This is a genomic window from Peribacillus sp. B2I2 (genome assembly GCF_041261685.1).
Lineage (GTDB): Bacteria > Bacillota > Bacilli > Bacillales > DSM-1321 > Peribacillus.
Genome location: NZ_JBGCCB010000001.1, coordinates 4,496,483 through 4,513,614 on the forward strand (window position 1 = coordinate 4,496,483; position 17,132 = coordinate 4,513,614).

The following is a 17,132-nucleotide window of genomic DNA, read 5'->3' on the forward strand; positions in this document are numbered from 1 at the left end:
TGGAGTTTATTATAAGAATGATTCACTTGATCCCAGAAATCCGCATCCTTTCCGCCGACTGTCTGCCAAGCAGCATCAAAGGAATCGTCTGTGGGGTCTCGGCTAGCCAGTTTTTCGGCAGGAGTGTCGCACTCTTAATCCATTGAGGGTTTCATAAAATAGTAAAAAATCATTAAGGATTATCTAGTCTTGCTTTACTATCATGGGTCGGGTTGAGGCCCTTCCGACCCCCCTTTTATTGACCATTTATTATCGATTTTGCAGACAAAAGAAGTTACATCTAAAACAAAGTTGATTGGAACGGAAGGTGCGGGACTCCTGCGGGAAAAGCGCGTCCTAAGGGAGACCCCGCAGGCGCAAAGGCGCCGAGGGCGGACACCTACGTTCCAATCAACGTGCAAATTTCACAAAAAAGATTGGATCTTCTTTGCTTTCCAGGTTATTTAGTGAAACTTTCCCTTCAAAAATCGATACAGTCCATCTTCTCTGTATGAATGCTCCGTCACTTCATCGGCTTGTTCTTTGACCAGGTCAGTGGCGTTTTTCATGGCAACGCAATGTCCTGCGAGTTTAAATAGGGGGAGGTCATTTTCACCATCGCCCACTGCCAGGATATTTTCCGGTGCTAGCTGGAAATGCTTCAGTAATAGTTGGACCCCTGTTGCTTTTGAGACGCCTTCCACTGTCACTTCTACATTGTGATGGGTGGAGGAAGCTGTTGTGAAGGCATTGTATTGCTTGATTTTCCCCAAATCCGCTTTCCATTTTCGAATGGTATTCATTTCATTGCTGAAAAAGTAGATTTTGGCGACGCTGCTTATATCCATTTGTTCTGACCATCTTATTTTGTCATCCACTGCATCCTGTCTTGATAGCCATTCATTTTCATCGACTGTCTCGGGCTTTGGCACCAAGCCTTGTTTAACCATATAGTCTTTATCTTTAAGTAATGCCATCCGTGTTCCATCGTTCGGATGCACTTCGTAAAAAATCTCTCCAGCTCCAGCTTTGGCGACCAATTCTTCCACAAGTTCCGGCGACAGGGCGTGTTCGACAATCTGTTCCTTTCCGATGAATACGGACATTCCATTGGCTGTCACCATTCCATCGGCTTCCATGCCAGACGGCAAAACGTCCCTCACTTCTTCCAGCGTTCTTCCTGTTGCAATGAAAATCAGCTTACCTCTTTCCCTAAGTTCGCCTATGTACTGTTCCAGCGTCTCATTCACCTTATTCATTTCGTTCAATGTCGTGCCATCCAAATCCAGCACAATTGCCTTGTTAGTCATGCAAATCACCTCTAGAATCCGAATGATATGAAAATGCCAACAGCCCATTATCAAAAAGATCTTAGGCTGTTGGTTTCATTGATTTATTTTTATTCATGTACCTTATCAGTATAACAGTTTAGGATAATCCTAAAAGTTTCATGACACTTAGGATGAAGAGACCGACCACGCCGAAGTCCGAATCACCAAATGTGGTTCCTTCAAAACCTACATCCCCCAAGAAGACCAGGAGTGTCGCCGGCAGGAAACTAATGATGAGCCCGTTGGCAAATGATCCTAGCATCGCACCGCGTCTGCCGCCTGTAGCATTTCCAAAAACACCAGCAGCCGCTCCGGTAAAGAAATGCGGTACGAGCCCCGGAACGATGACTTTCAATCCGATTGCCGGAAGGAGGAACATGGATAATAGGCCAGCCAGGAAACTGAATAGGAATCCGATGATCACTGCATTTGGAGCGAAAGGAAAGATGGTCGGGCAATCCAATGCAGGTTTTGTATTCGGTGCCACTTTATCAGCAATCCCTTTGAATGCAGGGACGATTTCAGCAATTAACATCCGTACCCCTGCAAGGATGATGTAGACCCCTGCTGCAAATGTTATCGCCTGGATGAAAGAAAATACGATGAAGTTCGAGCCGCCGGATAATTCCGTTTCAATATAGTTCTGTCCGGCAAACAATGCGACGATCACGAAGAACAACGTCATCGTAAGCGACACGGCGACTGATGTGTCCCTCAGGAATCCTAAAGATTTAGGAACCTTGATCTGCTCGGTCGTCTTCTCCTTATTCCCAAACCATTTTCCAACAGTCGCGGATACAAAATATCCGATGGTCCCGAAGTGGCCTATGGCAAAATCATCGCTTCCGGTGATCTTCCGTACGTATGGCTGAAGGAGGGCTGGGAACATCACCATGCATACCCCCAATAGAATGGAACCGACCAAGATAAGCGGAAATCCGTCAAGCCCGCCGACCGATAGGGTGACTGCAAGTAAACAAGCCATGAATAAGGTATGGTGCCCCGTTAAGAATATATATTTAAATGGCGTGAAACGAGCTAGCAATACATTGACGACCATACCAAAAACCATGATAAGTGCAGTCGAGGTCCCAAAATCACTTTGGGCGGCTGCGACAATGGCTTCGTTATTCGGTATGACGCCTTGTACATTGAATGCATGATCGAACATTTTACTGAATATATCAAGGGCGCCGATGAGCACTGCCGCTCCCGCTCCAATGATAATGAAACCCATGACTGTTTTTAACGTTCCAGATACAACATCCGCACTGGATTTCCGCTGTAACAGCAGGCCAATGAGAGCAAACAGCCCCACTAGTATGGAAGGTGTACCCAAGATGTCATTCATGATAAGTTCCAGCATTGCCTCTCCCCCTCTTTTTTAAGTTTTCTTGTTATAGATGTGACGCTAATTTCGATGTGATTTCAGGGATGCTCATCATGTTTTCCAGCGTGACGATCGTCCGGGTTCCATCATCCAGCTGACCGACAATATCCGCCGCTCCCAGGAAAATATCTGCCTGAACCGTTTTTGCGGATGTAAGATCCGTATGATCCACCTCGGCCGTTTTTCCCATTTCCGTCAATGCCTTCTTCACATTCATCTCCATGATGAAGCTGCTGCCCAATCCGTTTCCGCATACTACCATGATTTTCTTCATATCAATCTCTCCTTTTTTTATCCTACATGCTTGTCTAATTTAGATTTGATTTCAGGGATGCTCATCATGTTTTCCAGTGTGACGATCGTCCGGGTTCCATCATCCAGCTGACCGACAATATCCGCCGCTCCCAGGAAGATATCCGCCTGAACCGTTTTTGCGGATGTAAGATCCGTATGATCCACCTCGGCCGTTTTTCCCATTTCCGTCAATGCTTTCTTCACATTCATTTCCATGATGAAGCTGCTGCCCAATCCGTTTCCGCATACTACCATGATTTTCATTCCGTTTCCTCCTTCGAATATTTATGAACGTACTCCATAAGGAGCGATTTATCTGAAGTGCGTAAGATTTCCTCTATATTGGCTGGTTCATTCAATAATTGAGTGAGCTGGATCAATGCCCGCAAATGCGAATCGTTATCTACGGCTGCCAAAATGATAATCAGGCGAACCGGTTTATCCGGCCCAAAGTCCACGGCTTCATCCAATTTCAGCAAACTCATGGATAAAGATCTTACCCCCTGCTCCGGACGTGCATGGGGAATCGCCACTCCAGGCGTTATCACTACATATGGGCCATTCGTTTCTATGGCCTCGATCATTGCATCCACATATCGTTCTTCGACGGTTCCTAAGTCCACGAGAGGCTTGGCCGCGACTTGAATGCCTTCTTTCCAATTGGAAACATGCGGCTGTAATTGAATCGTTTGCATATTGAGCAGTTCTTCTAACACAGGCTTCTCTGCCTCCTTTAAAGAAAATTGGGTTACTTTTGGCGTGTGAGTAAACACATTCGACTGCAGTGCCTTTTCAAGCTGATCCGGTTCATGGATTGTCGCATGCTTGGAAATGATTTTTAATAATGCTGCAACATCCACACTTTCCGTTGTATATCCATACAATTCCTGCATGACCTGCTGGCGCAATGTATGTTTATCCTGCATTTCCAAAATGGGCGGTACAACGAATAAGGCCGCTTTCGTTCTCATATGCACCGTTGAAAAAACAAGGTCGTACGACAATGGGTATTCTGCCGCATTCCTTACTGACAGAACATCCAGGAACAAAATATCCGGAAATAATTCCCTCAATGTATAAATGAGGATATTGCTGATGCCGATACCATTCGGGCATACGACAATGGCCCGTTTTCGATCATCCAATGTGGTCCCTTGCCTGCGCAGCCATCCGCCAAAATAGATCGTGAAGTATGCCACTTCCTCTTCTGATACTGGACAGCCAATCTCTTTCTCCAACACCCATAGGGATTTTTTTGTCAAATGATGCAGTTCAGGATATACTTTCTGAACCCGTCCCGTCATCGGGTTCATTTGCGGGAGACCATACCGCAGGCGATGATATGCCGGTTTAAAATGAATGTATAATTGTTGGCAAAGCTGCTCTTTGTCTTTCAGGTGAACAAACGCCAGCCTCTCGAACTCTTCCACGATTTCCTGCAAAAGCTGTTGAATGACTTCATCATCCTTAAGAGGGGAAATGTCCTTCGTTCGATTCATGCTCAGTAAATGTAACGTTGCGTATAAGTTTTCCGTTTCGCTCCACACTGATTGAAAGGCATCCGTCATGGTCATTTCCTCAACCATTTTGTATTCTTCCGTCGCTACAAATGGAGCCCAGCTCTGGTCGGCCTGTAACTCTTCCCCTTTTCCTATGAGCTGATCTGTACATAAAAATAAATAGCTCAGTTCATGAAGCCGTTCATCCGTAAAGGTGATGCCTAATTTACGCTCGATTCCCTCAAGCTGGAACCGGATTGAGCTGATTTGCTTTTCATGATTTCCCCATATGCACTCCATGATCAATTCACTATTGGGACTATTTAGTACATCATGCACGAGACGTTCAATGATATATCTCTTTACCCGGCTTTCCCCAATCACCACGTAGCCATCTTGTTTGGAATACTGGATTTTGAGCGCTATGTCCCTGTTTTTCTCCTTAAGCCTTTTTAAATCCTTCAACACCGTATTTCGTGAAAGCCCGGTGATTGTCTGGAAATGATAGACGGACAATTCTTCATGGCTTAACAGGATCATGAGGTAAAAAACCTTTTCCCTATCTGTCTCTGAAAATATATAATTGCGTTTTGTCAGTTTTACGTTCAATTCTTCATCCCTGATTGTTTCGGAAAAGGAGTAGCCCAGTTCACGATTATATTGAATCGGTTGATATCCATGAAATTGGAGCCAGTCATTCGCTTTGTTCAGACCATATTGTATTTGCCTTCTCGTCAGACCTGTTTGGGCTTCAAGTTCTTTCATTTTTGAAATGGGCGAATGCTGTAATAGTTTTAGTAAATTGGCGCTTCTTTCATCTAAAAACATTCTCTATCCCTCTCCCTGCTTCTACGATATCTCACTTCTTATTAGAATTATAGCGTTTCTAAGTCCGAATGTTGTCATGGGTACTGCACAATAATAAACTCTTTATAAATTTGTGCACAATACCGCATCCTTGCTAGGTCAATTACCATTATGCCTTGTAGAAAAGCGGGTGAATTAAAAGTGGATTATGCAGTACTAAAATGAAATTGCACACACTCTTTAAAACAAAAAAAAGTGGTGAAAGTTTTGAGATTAAACTCCACCACTTTTTTATTAAGAAATATGCCAACAGGACCTGTTTATAAATCACAAGTATTGTTCCAGATTACTATTTTACTTAGCTCTTTTTTGATAACTCACACTTGTTTTTCCTACTTGTATTTTACGTGCCTTGTCTTTGAAAAATTTCACAGTTCTTTTGTTGTATAAGTACTTACCAGATGTGCATTGAGCATCATTCAAAGAGTAATATATATTTGGAACAGCGCTAACAACAACACTTGCAGCTGCTAAAGCTGAACTGTAAGGAGCTTTCGTAATAGTAGATAGATATGCTGCAAATGCTGAAACACCTATTTTAGGTACAGCTGAACTCCATAATACGTCCCCAGACTTTTATACTTGCACGCATTAGCTGTGGCCATTTCTATAACTTGAACCTCATTTTCTGCTGAGACGAAGTATTCACTATCGGAAATATATTCATTATTAACATATTCAACATAATTATTAAGTTCTATTTGTTCTTCTTCAGACAAATTCACACCATCAATTTCCAACTGATTTGTTAATTTATTAATCTTTACTTCAGTAATCTGATTCCCTTCTGCATCTGTAACTGTTGAAATGATGAAGTTATCGTTTTCAACACTATTAAAGTGAAGCTCCTCGCTAGTTCCTTCAAACAATATTTCTTCATTTTCAAATTCTTGAGAAGCAAACGCTATAGTACTACTTGAAAATAATGAAAAAGTAATAGCAAAGGCAACCAATAGACTTAAAATCTTTTTTACCATAGGTAAAACCTTCTCTTCTTTATTACAAAATATTTTCAATTATATATTTTACATTAAATTATTTGTAAATTCAAAACATTTTGACTATAGTATGTAATATACTAACTAAAAAAGTGAGGAATTGTATTTTTATGTTTAATTACCTAAGGTTTAGATATAAATCTTATATTATTATTCTTTTAGGGATTTTTATTGGTCCAATACTTGCAGACATTTTATTGGAAAACCCAGATTATTTTATGGGCATTACCTGTGTTCTAGTAGGTCTATTAATGGGAGAATGCATAATGATAAAAAAATGGTTCAAAGAACGATAAATAAGGAGAAGACTTTACAAAGGTGATCCTCTAACTATTCAAATGAATAAGATTTAGAAGAATAATCATGGTACATTCATTTTTGTTTGAAAGCTCCAGCTTATTAAACACCTGCGATTACGAACGGGTAGGACAACCATTCTCGATAACTGCTTTAAAATTCGGTAAAAATTCAAAAAGGTTTCGGAATGAGAACATTCCGAAACCTTTTTGTTTACAAACCGGGAAGGACATAATGTCCCCTCCCTTATTCAACTTGGATAAAGACACAATCTAAATCTGCTTGCTGAGATTGCGCTGAGCTCCCCTATAGCTTCCGATTATATTTTGATAACCAGGCAGCTGGCTGGAAAGTAAAGCACCAAAACCTTCGACATCGTTGCGCCAATCACGTTGTAATTCGCACGCTACGCTAAACCAGTTCATAAGCTGCACACCGCCATGTGCCATACGCGATAATGCCGCATCAGCTACCTGTTTGCTGACTGTTCCAGAAGCATCAGTGACAGCGAATACTTCATAACCAGCTTTCAAAGCGGAAAGTGCCGGGAAAGCAACGCAGACATCTGTAACCACGCCCGCGATGATAAGTTGTTTTTTTCCAGTTTCTTCGATTGCTTTAACAAAATCTTCATTATCCCATGCGTTAATTTGTCCAGGCCGAGCTATTTTTGGTGCGTGAGGAAAGAGTTCTTCCAATTCTTGCATCAGCGGTCCGTTTGGTCCGTTTTCAAAGCTTGTTGTTAAAATAACTGGCAAATCAAAAAACTTGGCGGTGTTGGCAAGAGCCATAACATTGTTCTTGAATTCATCAACACCATAATCACGCACTAGCCCGGAAATAAGACCGGTTTGATGATCCACTAGAAGAACGGCAGCATCATCTTTGGATAGACGAGAATAGAGATCAGACATTTTTAAAGTCCTCCTTTTATTAAAGCTATCGAAGAAAGTTCATATGTAGGGAAATTCCCCCCAACTCCTTCGTTGGTTCCAATCAGTTTATAACTTAACTGACTGTTGCTCATAAGTTTATCTATAAACTTATATCCTGTCAATCATATATATATAATAAGAATCATTGATTATTGATAATTAATCTAGAACTGGAGTGTGATCGATCCAATGAATGAATTGTTGTAAATAACGCTCAAGATAACGTTTTGTTTGATCATCAGTAAGCTCTTTCCGATCAGAATCAATCTTTTTATGTACTTGCGATATCAGCATTTTTTGAAATGGAAGAACATGAACTTGCATCGCTTCAAGTACTTGCCTGATTTGCATTTGAGCAAATGCAGTACCTAATCCCCCAGGAGTAGCTCCAATCAGGCCAACTGGTTTTTTGGTAAGAACAGCGGACTCCCGAGGTCTTGACGCCCAGTCCAATGCATTTTTTAATACGCCTGGTATTCCAGAATTGTACTCTGGACTTACGATAATGATACCGTCAACGTCCTGAATGGCGGATTTAAATGATGTCACTGTTTCTGGAACCCCACTCATTTCCAAGTCTTCGTTAAACAAAGGAAGATCATTAATTTCGATCCAGCGAAATTGATAAGAATCAACCATATCTGTCAATGATTGAGCAATGATTCTATTATAAGAATTTTCCCGTAAACTGCCACAAATAAGGCCGATGGTTCTAGTCATCTACTTCCCTCCCTTTTTGAAATCATCTCCTATATTACCATAATCTACCAACTATAAAAAAGTGACGTTATTCCCAATTAAGCTTGTGATGTAAATATGGCATAACATGATTGCTGGGTAAAAAGAACTTCCTTATATTGATTCCACTTCCATTTTCTGAATATTTCCAACATACTATAAACTAGAAGGGTATTGGGAGGAGTGCAGAAATGGATGAAAAGAAAGTCACATGGTTAGAGCTCTTTTATGATTTGTTATTTGTGGCGGCCGTTGCGGGCGCAACTCATGTTTTACTGCATGTTGAAGATGGATATATCCATCCGGAGTATTTATTGAAGTTCGTGTTGATTTTTATTCCTATCTGGTGGGCTTGGGTAGGGCAAACCATCTTTATTAACCGGTTTGGAAAGGATTTATTTCATCAACGGCTATTTTTGATACTGCAAATGTTTTTTGTCCTAATTATGACATCAAGCTTATCAGCTGATTTTGATCCTTATTATCTTTCTTTTTTAATTGGTTATATTGGCTTAAGAGCCGTGACTGCTATCCAATATCTAGTTGTACAGCGAATAGAAGAGGGATTTCGAAAAAAAGCGGCACTCTTTTTGGGAAGGTATTTTTGGATTGGAATCATCATTTCATTATTCTCCGTCCTTTTTGATTCTTGGCTTCGATATGCTGTGTTGTATTTGGGCATCCTGATCGATATCATTGTCCCAATCCTTGGAAGAAAATGCTTAGAAAAGGTTCCTACAAATACGGCCCACTTGTTAGAGCGCTTTGGTCTATTTACCATCATTCTCTTTGGGGAAGCGCTTATCAGCACTCTTGCGGTAATTCAACCTAAACAAGGAAATTGGGACTCGATAGCCTTTTCCATCATTTCATTTGCCTTGATAATAGCTATGTGGTGGCAATATTTCGATAACATGGAGAAGAAAGTCGACAAGTCTGTACAATCTTCCGGCCAAATCATCATTTACGGTCATCTGTTTATTTTAATGTCTATAAGCATGATTGCAGCAGCCATCAGATTATTGTTTTTACATGAAGTCCATTTTTCATTTATCCTCTATTTTGTTTTTGGTTCCGTATTGCTCTATTTCATTTCAACCACTTTTGTTTTCCACCAATATAGACATAAGCACCAGCGGTTGCAAATATATCATTTAGGGTTATTTCTAGGGATTTTAGCGGTCTTTTTTATTTTTAATTTGATTGTCGTGGTACCGAATATTGTGATAATAGGCGAATTAACACTGTTTTTTATCATCTTTGCTAAACTGACGACCACATAATAAAGGAATCAAAGGAACCAGTATCAAACGATAATACTGGTTTCTTTGTATGGGATTTGGAAGTTTTTGTATTTGACTTCGATTTAGTTTATTCATAAACTGATTGTGACAAAAAGAAGAATGAGGTGACATTCATGAAAGAAAACACAACGAATCCCTCCACATCTAATAATGAGGAACGACTGGGTTTAATGTTATGGTTCCGAATAACACGAATATATAACCAGAGTATCCGGGAATCCAATCAACATTTAAAAAAATGGAATCTATCGGCAGCCCAATTCGATATCTTGGTTCAAGTTGGTTCCCATGAACGATTATCTCAGCAAGAACTTGCAAACAAGCTTTTTGTGACAAAAGGCAATATCACTCAACTATTAAGGAAAATGGAAGAGTTGGGATTGATTAAACGGGAACAGGAATGGAAAACAAAATACCTTTCATTGACTGAGGAAGGAAAAGAGTTTTTTCATGAAGTTGTTCCAAAACAAGAGCATTTTCAGGCATCACAGTTTGCCAACTTGAATGAGACGGAAAAACAACAGCTTTTAGATCTACTTAGTAAAGTTCAAAAATAAAAACAGATCACCTGTTTAATGGTGATCTGTTTTTATTTTGATAATCGAATTTGTACTTTGAGCAGATGTTTTTTTCTATTTGTATGCGTTGACATTTTGTATACATTTGTATACATTTAAACCAAGACACAATGTGTATACAATCGTATACACAGAAAGAGGATTTAACATGAGAAATGAAAAATTCAAGGATTTCAAGAAAGAGGGACATCACCGTGGGGAGCATCACAGTGGCAAAGGCCATGGTCCAAAAACCTTTCGCCGAGGGCGGGCAATTGCTTTTTTGGAAATGATGAACCTTAAACGTTCAACCATTAAGGAACAGTTAGATAAACCAGAGTTTCAATCCATTAATCAAATCTTAGTCGGTGAATTAAAAGCCATTGATATGTTAATCAACGAATTCATTCAATTATTTGAAATACAAGAAAGTGAAGCAGCCGATAAGAATAGTGAAGAAAAGGAAACTTCCAATAATAGTGAGAAAGGAATTGAAAGCAATGAAACAAATTAACAGTTATATCGATTCAGTGTTTTATACCCAAGATGCACTTTTGGAAGAAGTCATTAAGTCCATACAAGAAAACGGAATGCCGTCCATATCGGTATCTCCCTCATCTGGAAAACTTCTTACCATGCTTGTATCCATTTCAGGGGCTAAAAATATTTTGGAAATAGGCGCTCTAGGGGGATATAGCGGGATTTGCCTTGCCCGGGGATTCGGCAGCGAAGGCAAATTAACCTCCCTTGAATTAGAGGAGAATTACGTAAAGTTAGCTCATGGCAACCTATCCAAAGCCGGCCTTGGAGATCAAGTATCATATATGACCGGAGCAGCTTTGCAAAGTCTTGAAACACTTGTTGGTGATAACAAAAAATTCGACTTTTTCTTTATAGATGCTGACAAGGACAATTATGAAAATTACCTGCAATATTGCATTAGACTGGCGGAACCGGGTGCTTTAATCGTCATGGATAATGTACTTGCGGGAGGCAGTGTCGCAGACCAGGATGCTAAACCTAAACATTATACTGCATTCATGAAGACATTCAATGAAACTGTGGCCAATCATCCTCAATTGGAATCCCTGATCATTCCGATTGGTGATGGGCTGACCATTTCAAAAGTAAAGAAATGAAGGATGGAAATGAAGTTTGATTAAAAGTACGTGCATGAAGACATATAAGTCAAAAAACAAAATTCACGAGTAATACTGCTAAATTCACGAGTAAAACAGCCAAACTCACGAGTAAAACTGCTTAATTCACGAGTAAAGTGCTCTAACTCACGAGTAAACTGCTTAATTCACGAGTAAAGTGCTCTAACTCATGAGTAAACTGCTAAATTCACGAGTAAAACAGCCAAACTCACGAGTAAAACTGCTTAATTCACGAGTAAAGCGCGAATTCACGAGGATATCGCTCAAACTTTCGATTTTATCGATCAATCTCTCGTATATATCGCTCAAACTCGAATTTATCGTACAAACTCTCGTATATATCGCACAAACTCACAATTTTATCAATCAAACTTACGTATATATCGCCCAAATTTCCTTTTCATGAAGAAAAAATAAAATGAATTTCTATAATCTTGAATGAAAATGATTTTTATTATCAATAATAAATATGAAAGAAGGGTAACCAGTTTGATGGTTACCCCCGATGATTTAAATTTCTGGATCAAATGTTTTGCAATCCGTTTCTTTGCTATTTGATGCTTGCTTCCCTTTATGACTGACAACATAAATAGCATCTGCACTGCATTTGTTTCCAGAATCCCAATATTTACAATTATCCACTTCACATAGAACATCTTTTGCCATCGTATCACACCTCCTCATTTGCTATCATTAACAGAATTGGGGTTATTGATACTTTCCTTTTTAAGGTTCAGGTTCCTTCATTTTAAGGAAACCGCCTATCTCGTGTAATAGAGCACTCAAATTCACCAGTAAAACCACCAAATTCACCAGTAAAACGCAGAAACTCACGAGTAACGCGCTCAAATTCACCAGTATTTCTATGGTTTTATGAAAGAATTTCATTCTCGTGTGGAATCTAAGGACAAAAAAAACCGGGCAGCTTCCGCCCGGTTCTTTTTATGATCATGCTGATTTTTTCAGTAGTTCTGCTTGTGGGATTTTCCAAAGCTCCCGCCATTTTTTCAAGGCTGCAATGAGAATGACCAGGCCTAGGCATAGCATGATGATCGATAATACTCCGTTCAAGATGCTGAATCCTGCAGAGTCCGGGTTCAGGTATACGTTTTTCACCATCCAGTACCCAGCTACATTAACCGTTACATATAAGTAGGCTAGGGGTACGAGGCATGTCCAGATATACCAGCGTTTGTCTGCAATTTTCAAAACGACGGTCGCACCGATAATTAGTCCAATCGAAGCCATGAGCTGGTTGGATACACCGAAGAGTGCCCAGATCGAACCAATGTCCCCAGAGTAAAGAAGATATCCCCATATAAAGCAGGCTAACGCGCTGGCGAAGATGTTACCTGGCAACCAGTCGACTCTTTTTAATGGTTTATAGAATTCCCCGAAGAAATCCTGGATTAAATAACGGGCAACACGTGTCCCCGAATCGATTGCGGTTAATATGAACACAGCCTCGAACATGATGACGAATTGGAAGAAGAACGAAGCCAGTTTGTCAAAGAAGGGGATTTCGGTAAAAATATAGGTCATGCCGACAGCAAGTGTAACTGCCCCGCCTGTCCGTCCTTCTAGATTCATGCCGATTTCTTCACTGAGTTCGTTAAGGTGTACGGTTTCCATGCCTAATGTTTGAAATACTTCAGGTGTGGAGTTAATGGCAAAATAATCTCCTGGCTGTAGCGAAACCGCAGCAATCAGTGCCATGATGGCAACGACACATTCTACAAGCATCGCTCCGAAACCAACGGATTTGATATCACTCCATCGGTTTAACATTTTTGGAGTTGTGCCTGATCCAACAAATGCATGGAATCCTGAAATCGCTCCACAGGCGATGGTTATTGAAATGAATGGCCAGACAGGTCCGGCTACAATTGGGCCCCCGCCATTAATGAATTCGGTAAACGCAGGAAATTGGATTTCTGGATTTACCACGAAAACGCCGATAATCAATGCGGCAAATACACCGATTTTCATAAATGTACTCAAGTAATCACGAGGTGCCAGCAGCAGCCAAACAGGCAATGCGGCAGCGAAGAAAGCATAGATTGGCAAAATGATGGCAAGTGTGCTCGCTTCCAGTGTCAATAATTCACCAAATGCCGTTCCTTGAATGTTCGGCCCAAGTAAAATTCCGGCCATGATGAGCGCGAACCCGACGATGGTCGCACCTTTCAGATTGCCAGTTTTTTTATGGTAAAGCCCAACACCCATGGCGATGGGAATGGTGATCCCGACAGCAAACGTCCCCCATGGATTATTTTCCAAAGCATGCAGAACGACCATTGAAAGTCCTGCCATCGTAATGGTAATGATAAAAAGCATGGCAAGTCCTGTACAGAAGCCTGCTACAGGGCCAAGTTCTTCTTTCGCAACTTCCGATAGGGATTTTCCGTCTTTACGCATCGACGCGAAAAGCACGACGGCATCATGGACGGCTCCCCCGATTACAGCCCCGATTAAAAGCCATAATAAACTTGGTAAATACCCGAATTGTGCAGCAAGGATCGGGCCCACCAATGGACCAGCCGCTGCAATGGCTGCAAAATGGTGGCCGAATGCCACCCATTTATTTGTTGGAACATAATCTTTTCCATCCTCTAATTTATGGGCAGGAGTCGGCTTGGAATCATCTAGTTTTAATACTTTAAGTGCTATGAATGTCCCGTATAAACGGTAGGCAATCATTAATATACAAATGGAGCCTATGACGATTGGAACCGCATTCATATTTGAACCCCCTCTATTACTTACATCGTAAACTGATGATATCACGATGAAAGCGGGTTCAATAGGTTTTCAAGTTATAATGCAGATAATGAGGGATGGGCTGCATTATATAGAAGATAAAATGCAGAATTGTGAAAATTTTTAAAAACCGATTAGCTGCTTTAGCTCCTTCACATACGTGCGGCTTACCGGAATGTTTGATCCGTCACTCATAATGAGATTATAAGTCGAATTGAACCAAGGCTGTATTTCAGATATATGGATGACATTCACGATAAAGCCGCGATGGACCCGTAAAAATGAGCGATTGTCGAGCTTCCTTTCAAGAACGATGAGAGGGTCACCGATTTTATATTCATTTTCCTCGGTTTTAATGATCGTCTTTCCTTCTATGAGTCCTATGAATAAAATAGTGTCCCGGTCGATCAAAACAATCCGATCATCTATCTCTACAGCCAATTTACCTGTCTGTTCCACCGCCGTCCGACTGTCTAGAGGTGCTGTTCTGGGTCCATCTTCCCTGTTTTTACGCAGCTTCATTAGCTTATCCAATGTTTGACGAATCCTATTTTCATTATAGGGCTTTAATAGATAATCAAACGCATATAATTCGAAGGCTTGGAGGGCAAACTCATCATAAGCGGTCGCAAAAATGAGCGAAGGTGCAGGGTCAAGTTCAGCTAATTGCTTAGCCAATTGGAGACCATTCCCCTCTGCTAGCTCAATATCCAAAAAGACAAGATCAGGTTTAAGGTGGGAAATATCCCTCATGGCATCTTCTATCCCTTCGGCCTCACCCACAACGTCTACTTGCCTGCTTCTCTTCAGTAAATATTTCAATTCATCTCTTGCCAGTGGTTCATCCTCTACGATAAATGCTTTCATCATCGTTGACATATGCTCCTTTTTCGTTGAGTGGTATTGATATTTTCACTTGTGTTCCGTGCCCCGTTTCGCTTTCTATCGAGAGACTGGCCTGACCATTATAGATCCCATCCAGCCTTTCACTGATATTATGAAGCGCCGTTCCTGTACCTTTAGTCGATTCTACAGCATGCTTACCCAATTCATCTAATCTCCCGCTTGAAATCCCTTTCCCGTTATCTGCCACAACAATCTGCATCTTATCGTCCTTAAAAAAAGCCTGTATGATGATTTCACCTTTGTTTTTCACATGTGGAAATGCATGGTGTACCGCATTTTCAACAAGTGGCTGTAACGTGAATGGAGGGATGAGGACTTCCTTAAGCCTTGGCTCAATGCGATAATCGATATGATATTTATCTGGAAAACGGGCCTGCTCCAGTGATAAATAAGCGTTGATATGCTCTAATTCCTTTTCAAGCGGTACCAGGATTTGACGGGCCCCTTGTAAATTTGAGCGAAAGAAGGCACTGAGCTCCGACAATAAATTTCTTGCCTTCTCGACATCCATCCGGCATAAAACGGATATCGTATTGATTGCATTAAATAAAAAATGAGGATGGACCTGTGCCTGCAAGGCCTTAATTTCAGCATCCTTCAATAATTTCGTTTGCATTTCCGCTTTAGCGAGCTCCAATTGAGTGGAAAATAGTTTCGCCAATCCTTCCGCAAGCTCTTGCTCCACTTGGCTTAATTTATCCGGATGCTTGAAATACATCTTCAAAGTCCCCACCGTTTTCTGTTGTACCTGCAACGGCAGGACTACGGCCGCCTGCAATGGGCATTGATCATGAAAACAATAAATGTCCTTTTTTGTTTTGGCCACGATGATTTTGCCTTGTTCAAGGGCCTTTTTCGTTAAGCCTGTCGCTATTCCCACTTTCGGGACATGGTGATCGGACGCAGCACCCACATGGGCAAGTACACTATGTTCATTGGTAATGGCCACGGCATCGGCTTCAGTCAGCCCCAAGATGATTTGGGCAATTCTCTTACAGGAAGATTGATTCAACCCTTGCCGGAAATAGGGCAATGTCTGATCCGCAATCAGGAACGCAAGGTTCGTTTGCACGGCCCGCGTCCGTGCTTCTTCCCTCGTGATCGATTGAATGATGAGCATGAATAGTAAAGTGCCGAACCCGTTGATGATGATCATCGGGAGACCGATTACTTGTACGAGCTCCCACGCCCTTTCAAATGGTTTGGCCGTCACTAGTATGATCCCCATTTGGATCGCTTCCAAGGCCATGCAAATAGGGAGGGCAAACCAAGGGGTGATCGTCCCATGCTTTCGGCGCCTTTTTCCCAAAAACCCCGATAAGACTCCAGCCAAAATCGCTGCGATCGCACAAGCCACCGCTGTAAAACCCCCGAGAGAATAACGGTGAAGCCCCGCAATCAAACCCACGCCCAAACCGACAAATGGTCCCCCCAGCAAACCGCCGATTGCCACACCCATGATCCTTGTATTGGCAATCGCGTTATCCGGAGCTATCTCAGTATGCCAAGCACCCTCTGGTATGGCATGATTCCCGATTTCGATTCCTGTATAGTTACTTATGATGCCGAAAGTTCCAAAAAGTGCGATAAACATGATTTTCTTCGACATTTCATGTTCATGGCCTATCATTTGCCGAAAGGGTTTCATATAAGAAAGCAGGAATGCAGCAATCACGATGATCCCCACTTTTTCAAACAGCGACGGTAATAAATGAACCAACTCACTCACCCCATTTCTGGCTTTTTCATTCATCTTACAACAGCCATGAAATCTTTGTCGAATTTTGTTTTTACGATTAACACTGATAATCCTAGAACATGGAAAGAAACAGGGGGACCTCCATTTAATCATCTACATTCGGGACATACGCCTTCAGATACCTCTCATCAATATATCGGGAGAAAAAGCTAAAATAGTAGTTAGAGCAGAATAAATCTAGTGGGACAGAAGCTTTAGGACAATTCTATTAAATACAAAAAGGGCATGTTTTGATTAATCTTTTTTCAAAACATGTCCTTTCTATCGCTTTCGAAATTACCTTTGTAGGTTCGTCACAAAAAGGTTAATTATCGGAAAAGTCCACATCTGCACCCCCGGGTATCATTTCTGAATTTGC

Annotated in this window: 18 protein-coding genes; 4 read left to right on the forward strand and 14 right to left on the reverse strand. The window is 41.2% G+C overall.

The genetic code is table 11. The annotated features are described in order from the left end of the window. Positions 1 to 443 precede the first annotated feature (443 nt). The 8 genes from ABIE66_RS22345 to ABIE66_RS22380 form a co-directional block, all read right to left on the reverse strand. Positions 444 to 1,289: an HAD family hydrolase gene (locus tag ABIE66_RS22345; protein ID WP_370016341.1), complete on the reverse strand. Its 846-nt coding sequence runs from the start codon at positions 1,287 to 1,289 to the stop codon at positions 444 to 446. 118 nt (positions 1,290 to 1,407) lie between these two features. Continuing rightward, the gene (locus tag ABIE66_RS22350) at positions 1,408 to 2,676 is read right to left on the reverse strand and encodes a PTS ascorbate transporter subunit IIC (protein ID WP_370016342.1); all 1,269 of its coding nucleotides are present in this window, start codon (positions 2,674 to 2,676) and stop codon (positions 1,408 to 1,410) included. A gap of 31 nt (positions 2,677 to 2,707) precedes the next feature. Continuing rightward, positions 2,708 to 2,974, reverse strand: coding sequence for a PTS sugar transporter subunit IIB (locus ABIE66_RS22355; RefSeq protein ID WP_053347686.1), 267 nt, complete (start codon positions 2,972 to 2,974; stop codon positions 2,708 to 2,710). A gap of 17 nt (positions 2,975 to 2,991) precedes the next feature. Beyond that, a complete protein-coding gene (locus tag ABIE66_RS22360) occupies positions 2,992 to 3,258 on the reverse strand; it encodes a PTS sugar transporter subunit IIB (RefSeq protein ID WP_289314989.1) in 267 nt (88 codons plus the stop codon). Next, positions 3,255 to 5,321 (reverse strand): BglG family transcription antiterminator, encoded by a 2,067-nt coding sequence (locus tag ABIE66_RS22365; RefSeq protein ID WP_370016343.1) that lies wholly within the window; start codon positions 5,319 to 5,321, stop codon positions 3,255 to 3,257. Before ABIE66_RS22365 ends, ABIE66_RS22360 begins: the two co-directional genes overlap by 4 nt. Before the next feature lie 572 nt (positions 5,322 to 5,893). Continuing rightward, the gene (locus tag ABIE66_RS22370; protein WP_370016344.1) at positions 5,894 to 6,337 is read right to left on the reverse strand and encodes a hypothetical protein; all 444 of its coding nucleotides are present in this window, start codon (positions 6,335 to 6,337) and stop codon (positions 5,894 to 5,896) included. Between the two features lie 590 nt (positions 6,338 to 6,927). Beyond that, the gene (gene ycaC, locus ABIE66_RS22375) at positions 6,928 to 7,569 is read right to left on the reverse strand and encodes an isochorismate family cysteine hydrolase YcaC (RefSeq protein ID WP_289314987.1); all 642 of its coding nucleotides are present in this window, start codon (positions 7,567 to 7,569) and stop codon (positions 6,928 to 6,930) included. A gap of 180 nt (positions 7,570 to 7,749) precedes the next feature. Further along, positions 7,750 to 8,310, reverse strand: coding sequence for an NADPH-dependent FMN reductase (locus tag ABIE66_RS22380; RefSeq protein ID WP_289326386.1), 561 nt, complete (start codon positions 8,308 to 8,310; stop codon positions 7,750 to 7,752). A 209-nt stretch (positions 8,311 to 8,519) separates the two neighbouring features. Between ABIE66_RS22380 and ABIE66_RS22385 the strand changes: the two genes are divergently transcribed. The 4 genes from ABIE66_RS22385 to ABIE66_RS22400 all read left to right on the forward strand — a co-directional run bounded on the left by ABIE66_RS22385 (position 8,520) and on the right by ABIE66_RS22400 (position 11,328). Then, on the forward strand, positions 8,520 to 9,611 hold the full coding sequence (locus ABIE66_RS22385) for a low temperature requirement protein A (RefSeq protein ID WP_370016345.1): 1,092 nt from the start codon (positions 8,520 to 8,522) through the stop codon (positions 9,609 to 9,611). A 134-nt stretch (positions 9,612 to 9,745) separates the two neighbouring features. Beyond that, on the forward strand, positions 9,746 to 10,189 hold the full coding sequence (locus tag ABIE66_RS22390) for a MarR family winged helix-turn-helix transcriptional regulator (protein WP_089363027.1): 444 nt from the start codon (positions 9,746 to 9,748) through the stop codon (positions 10,187 to 10,189). Positions 10,190 to 10,358: 169 nt separating this feature from the next. Beyond that, positions 10,359 to 10,703, forward strand: a complete 345-nt coding sequence (locus ABIE66_RS22395; protein ID WP_289326389.1) for a hypothetical protein — start codon at positions 10,359 to 10,361, stop codon at positions 10,701 to 10,703. After that, the gene (locus ABIE66_RS22400; protein WP_370016346.1) at positions 10,690 to 11,328 is read left to right on the forward strand and encodes an O-methyltransferase; all 639 of its coding nucleotides are present in this window, start codon (positions 10,690 to 10,692) and stop codon (positions 11,326 to 11,328) included. The genes ABIE66_RS22395 and ABIE66_RS22400 overlap by 14 nt, the downstream gene beginning before the upstream one ends. Positions 11,329 to 11,511: 183 nt before the next feature. On the opposite strand, the gene ABIE66_RS22405 is transcribed toward ABIE66_RS22400, so the two are convergent. From ABIE66_RS22405 to ABIE66_RS22430, 6 genes are all read right to left on the reverse strand, one after another. Further along, a complete protein-coding gene (locus ABIE66_RS22405) occupies positions 11,512 to 11,658 on the reverse strand; it encodes a hypothetical protein (protein ID WP_370016347.1) in 147 nt (48 codons plus the stop codon). A gap of 201 nt (positions 11,659 to 11,859) precedes the next feature. Then, positions 11,860 to 12,015: a DUF1540 domain-containing protein gene (locus tag ABIE66_RS22410; protein ID WP_370016348.1), complete on the reverse strand. Its 156-nt coding sequence runs from the start codon at positions 12,013 to 12,015 to the stop codon at positions 11,860 to 11,862. 60 nt (positions 12,016 to 12,075) lie between these two features. After that, positions 12,076 to 12,237 (reverse strand): hypothetical protein, encoded by a 162-nt coding sequence (locus ABIE66_RS22415; RefSeq protein ID WP_370016349.1) that lies wholly within the window; start codon positions 12,235 to 12,237, stop codon positions 12,076 to 12,078. A gap of 60 nt (positions 12,238 to 12,297) precedes the next feature. Continuing rightward, positions 12,298 to 14,091, reverse strand: a complete 1,794-nt coding sequence (cstA, locus tag ABIE66_RS22420) for a carbon starvation protein CstA (RefSeq protein ID WP_370016350.1) — start codon at positions 14,089 to 14,091, stop codon at positions 12,298 to 12,300. A gap of 141 nt (positions 14,092 to 14,232) precedes the next feature. Further along, positions 14,233 to 14,979 carry a LytR/AlgR family response regulator transcription factor gene (locus ABIE66_RS22425; protein ID WP_289326394.1) on the reverse strand — a complete coding sequence of 249 codons (747 nt, stop codon included), beginning with the start codon at positions 14,977 to 14,979 and terminating at the stop codon, positions 14,233 to 14,235. Continuing rightward, positions 14,951 to 16,768, reverse strand: a complete 1,818-nt coding sequence (locus ABIE66_RS22430) for a LytS/YhcK type 5TM receptor domain-containing protein (protein ID WP_370016351.1) — start codon at positions 16,766 to 16,768, stop codon at positions 14,951 to 14,953. Before ABIE66_RS22430 ends, ABIE66_RS22425 begins: the two co-directional genes overlap by 29 nt. Positions 16,769 to 17,132 lie beyond the last annotated feature (364 nt).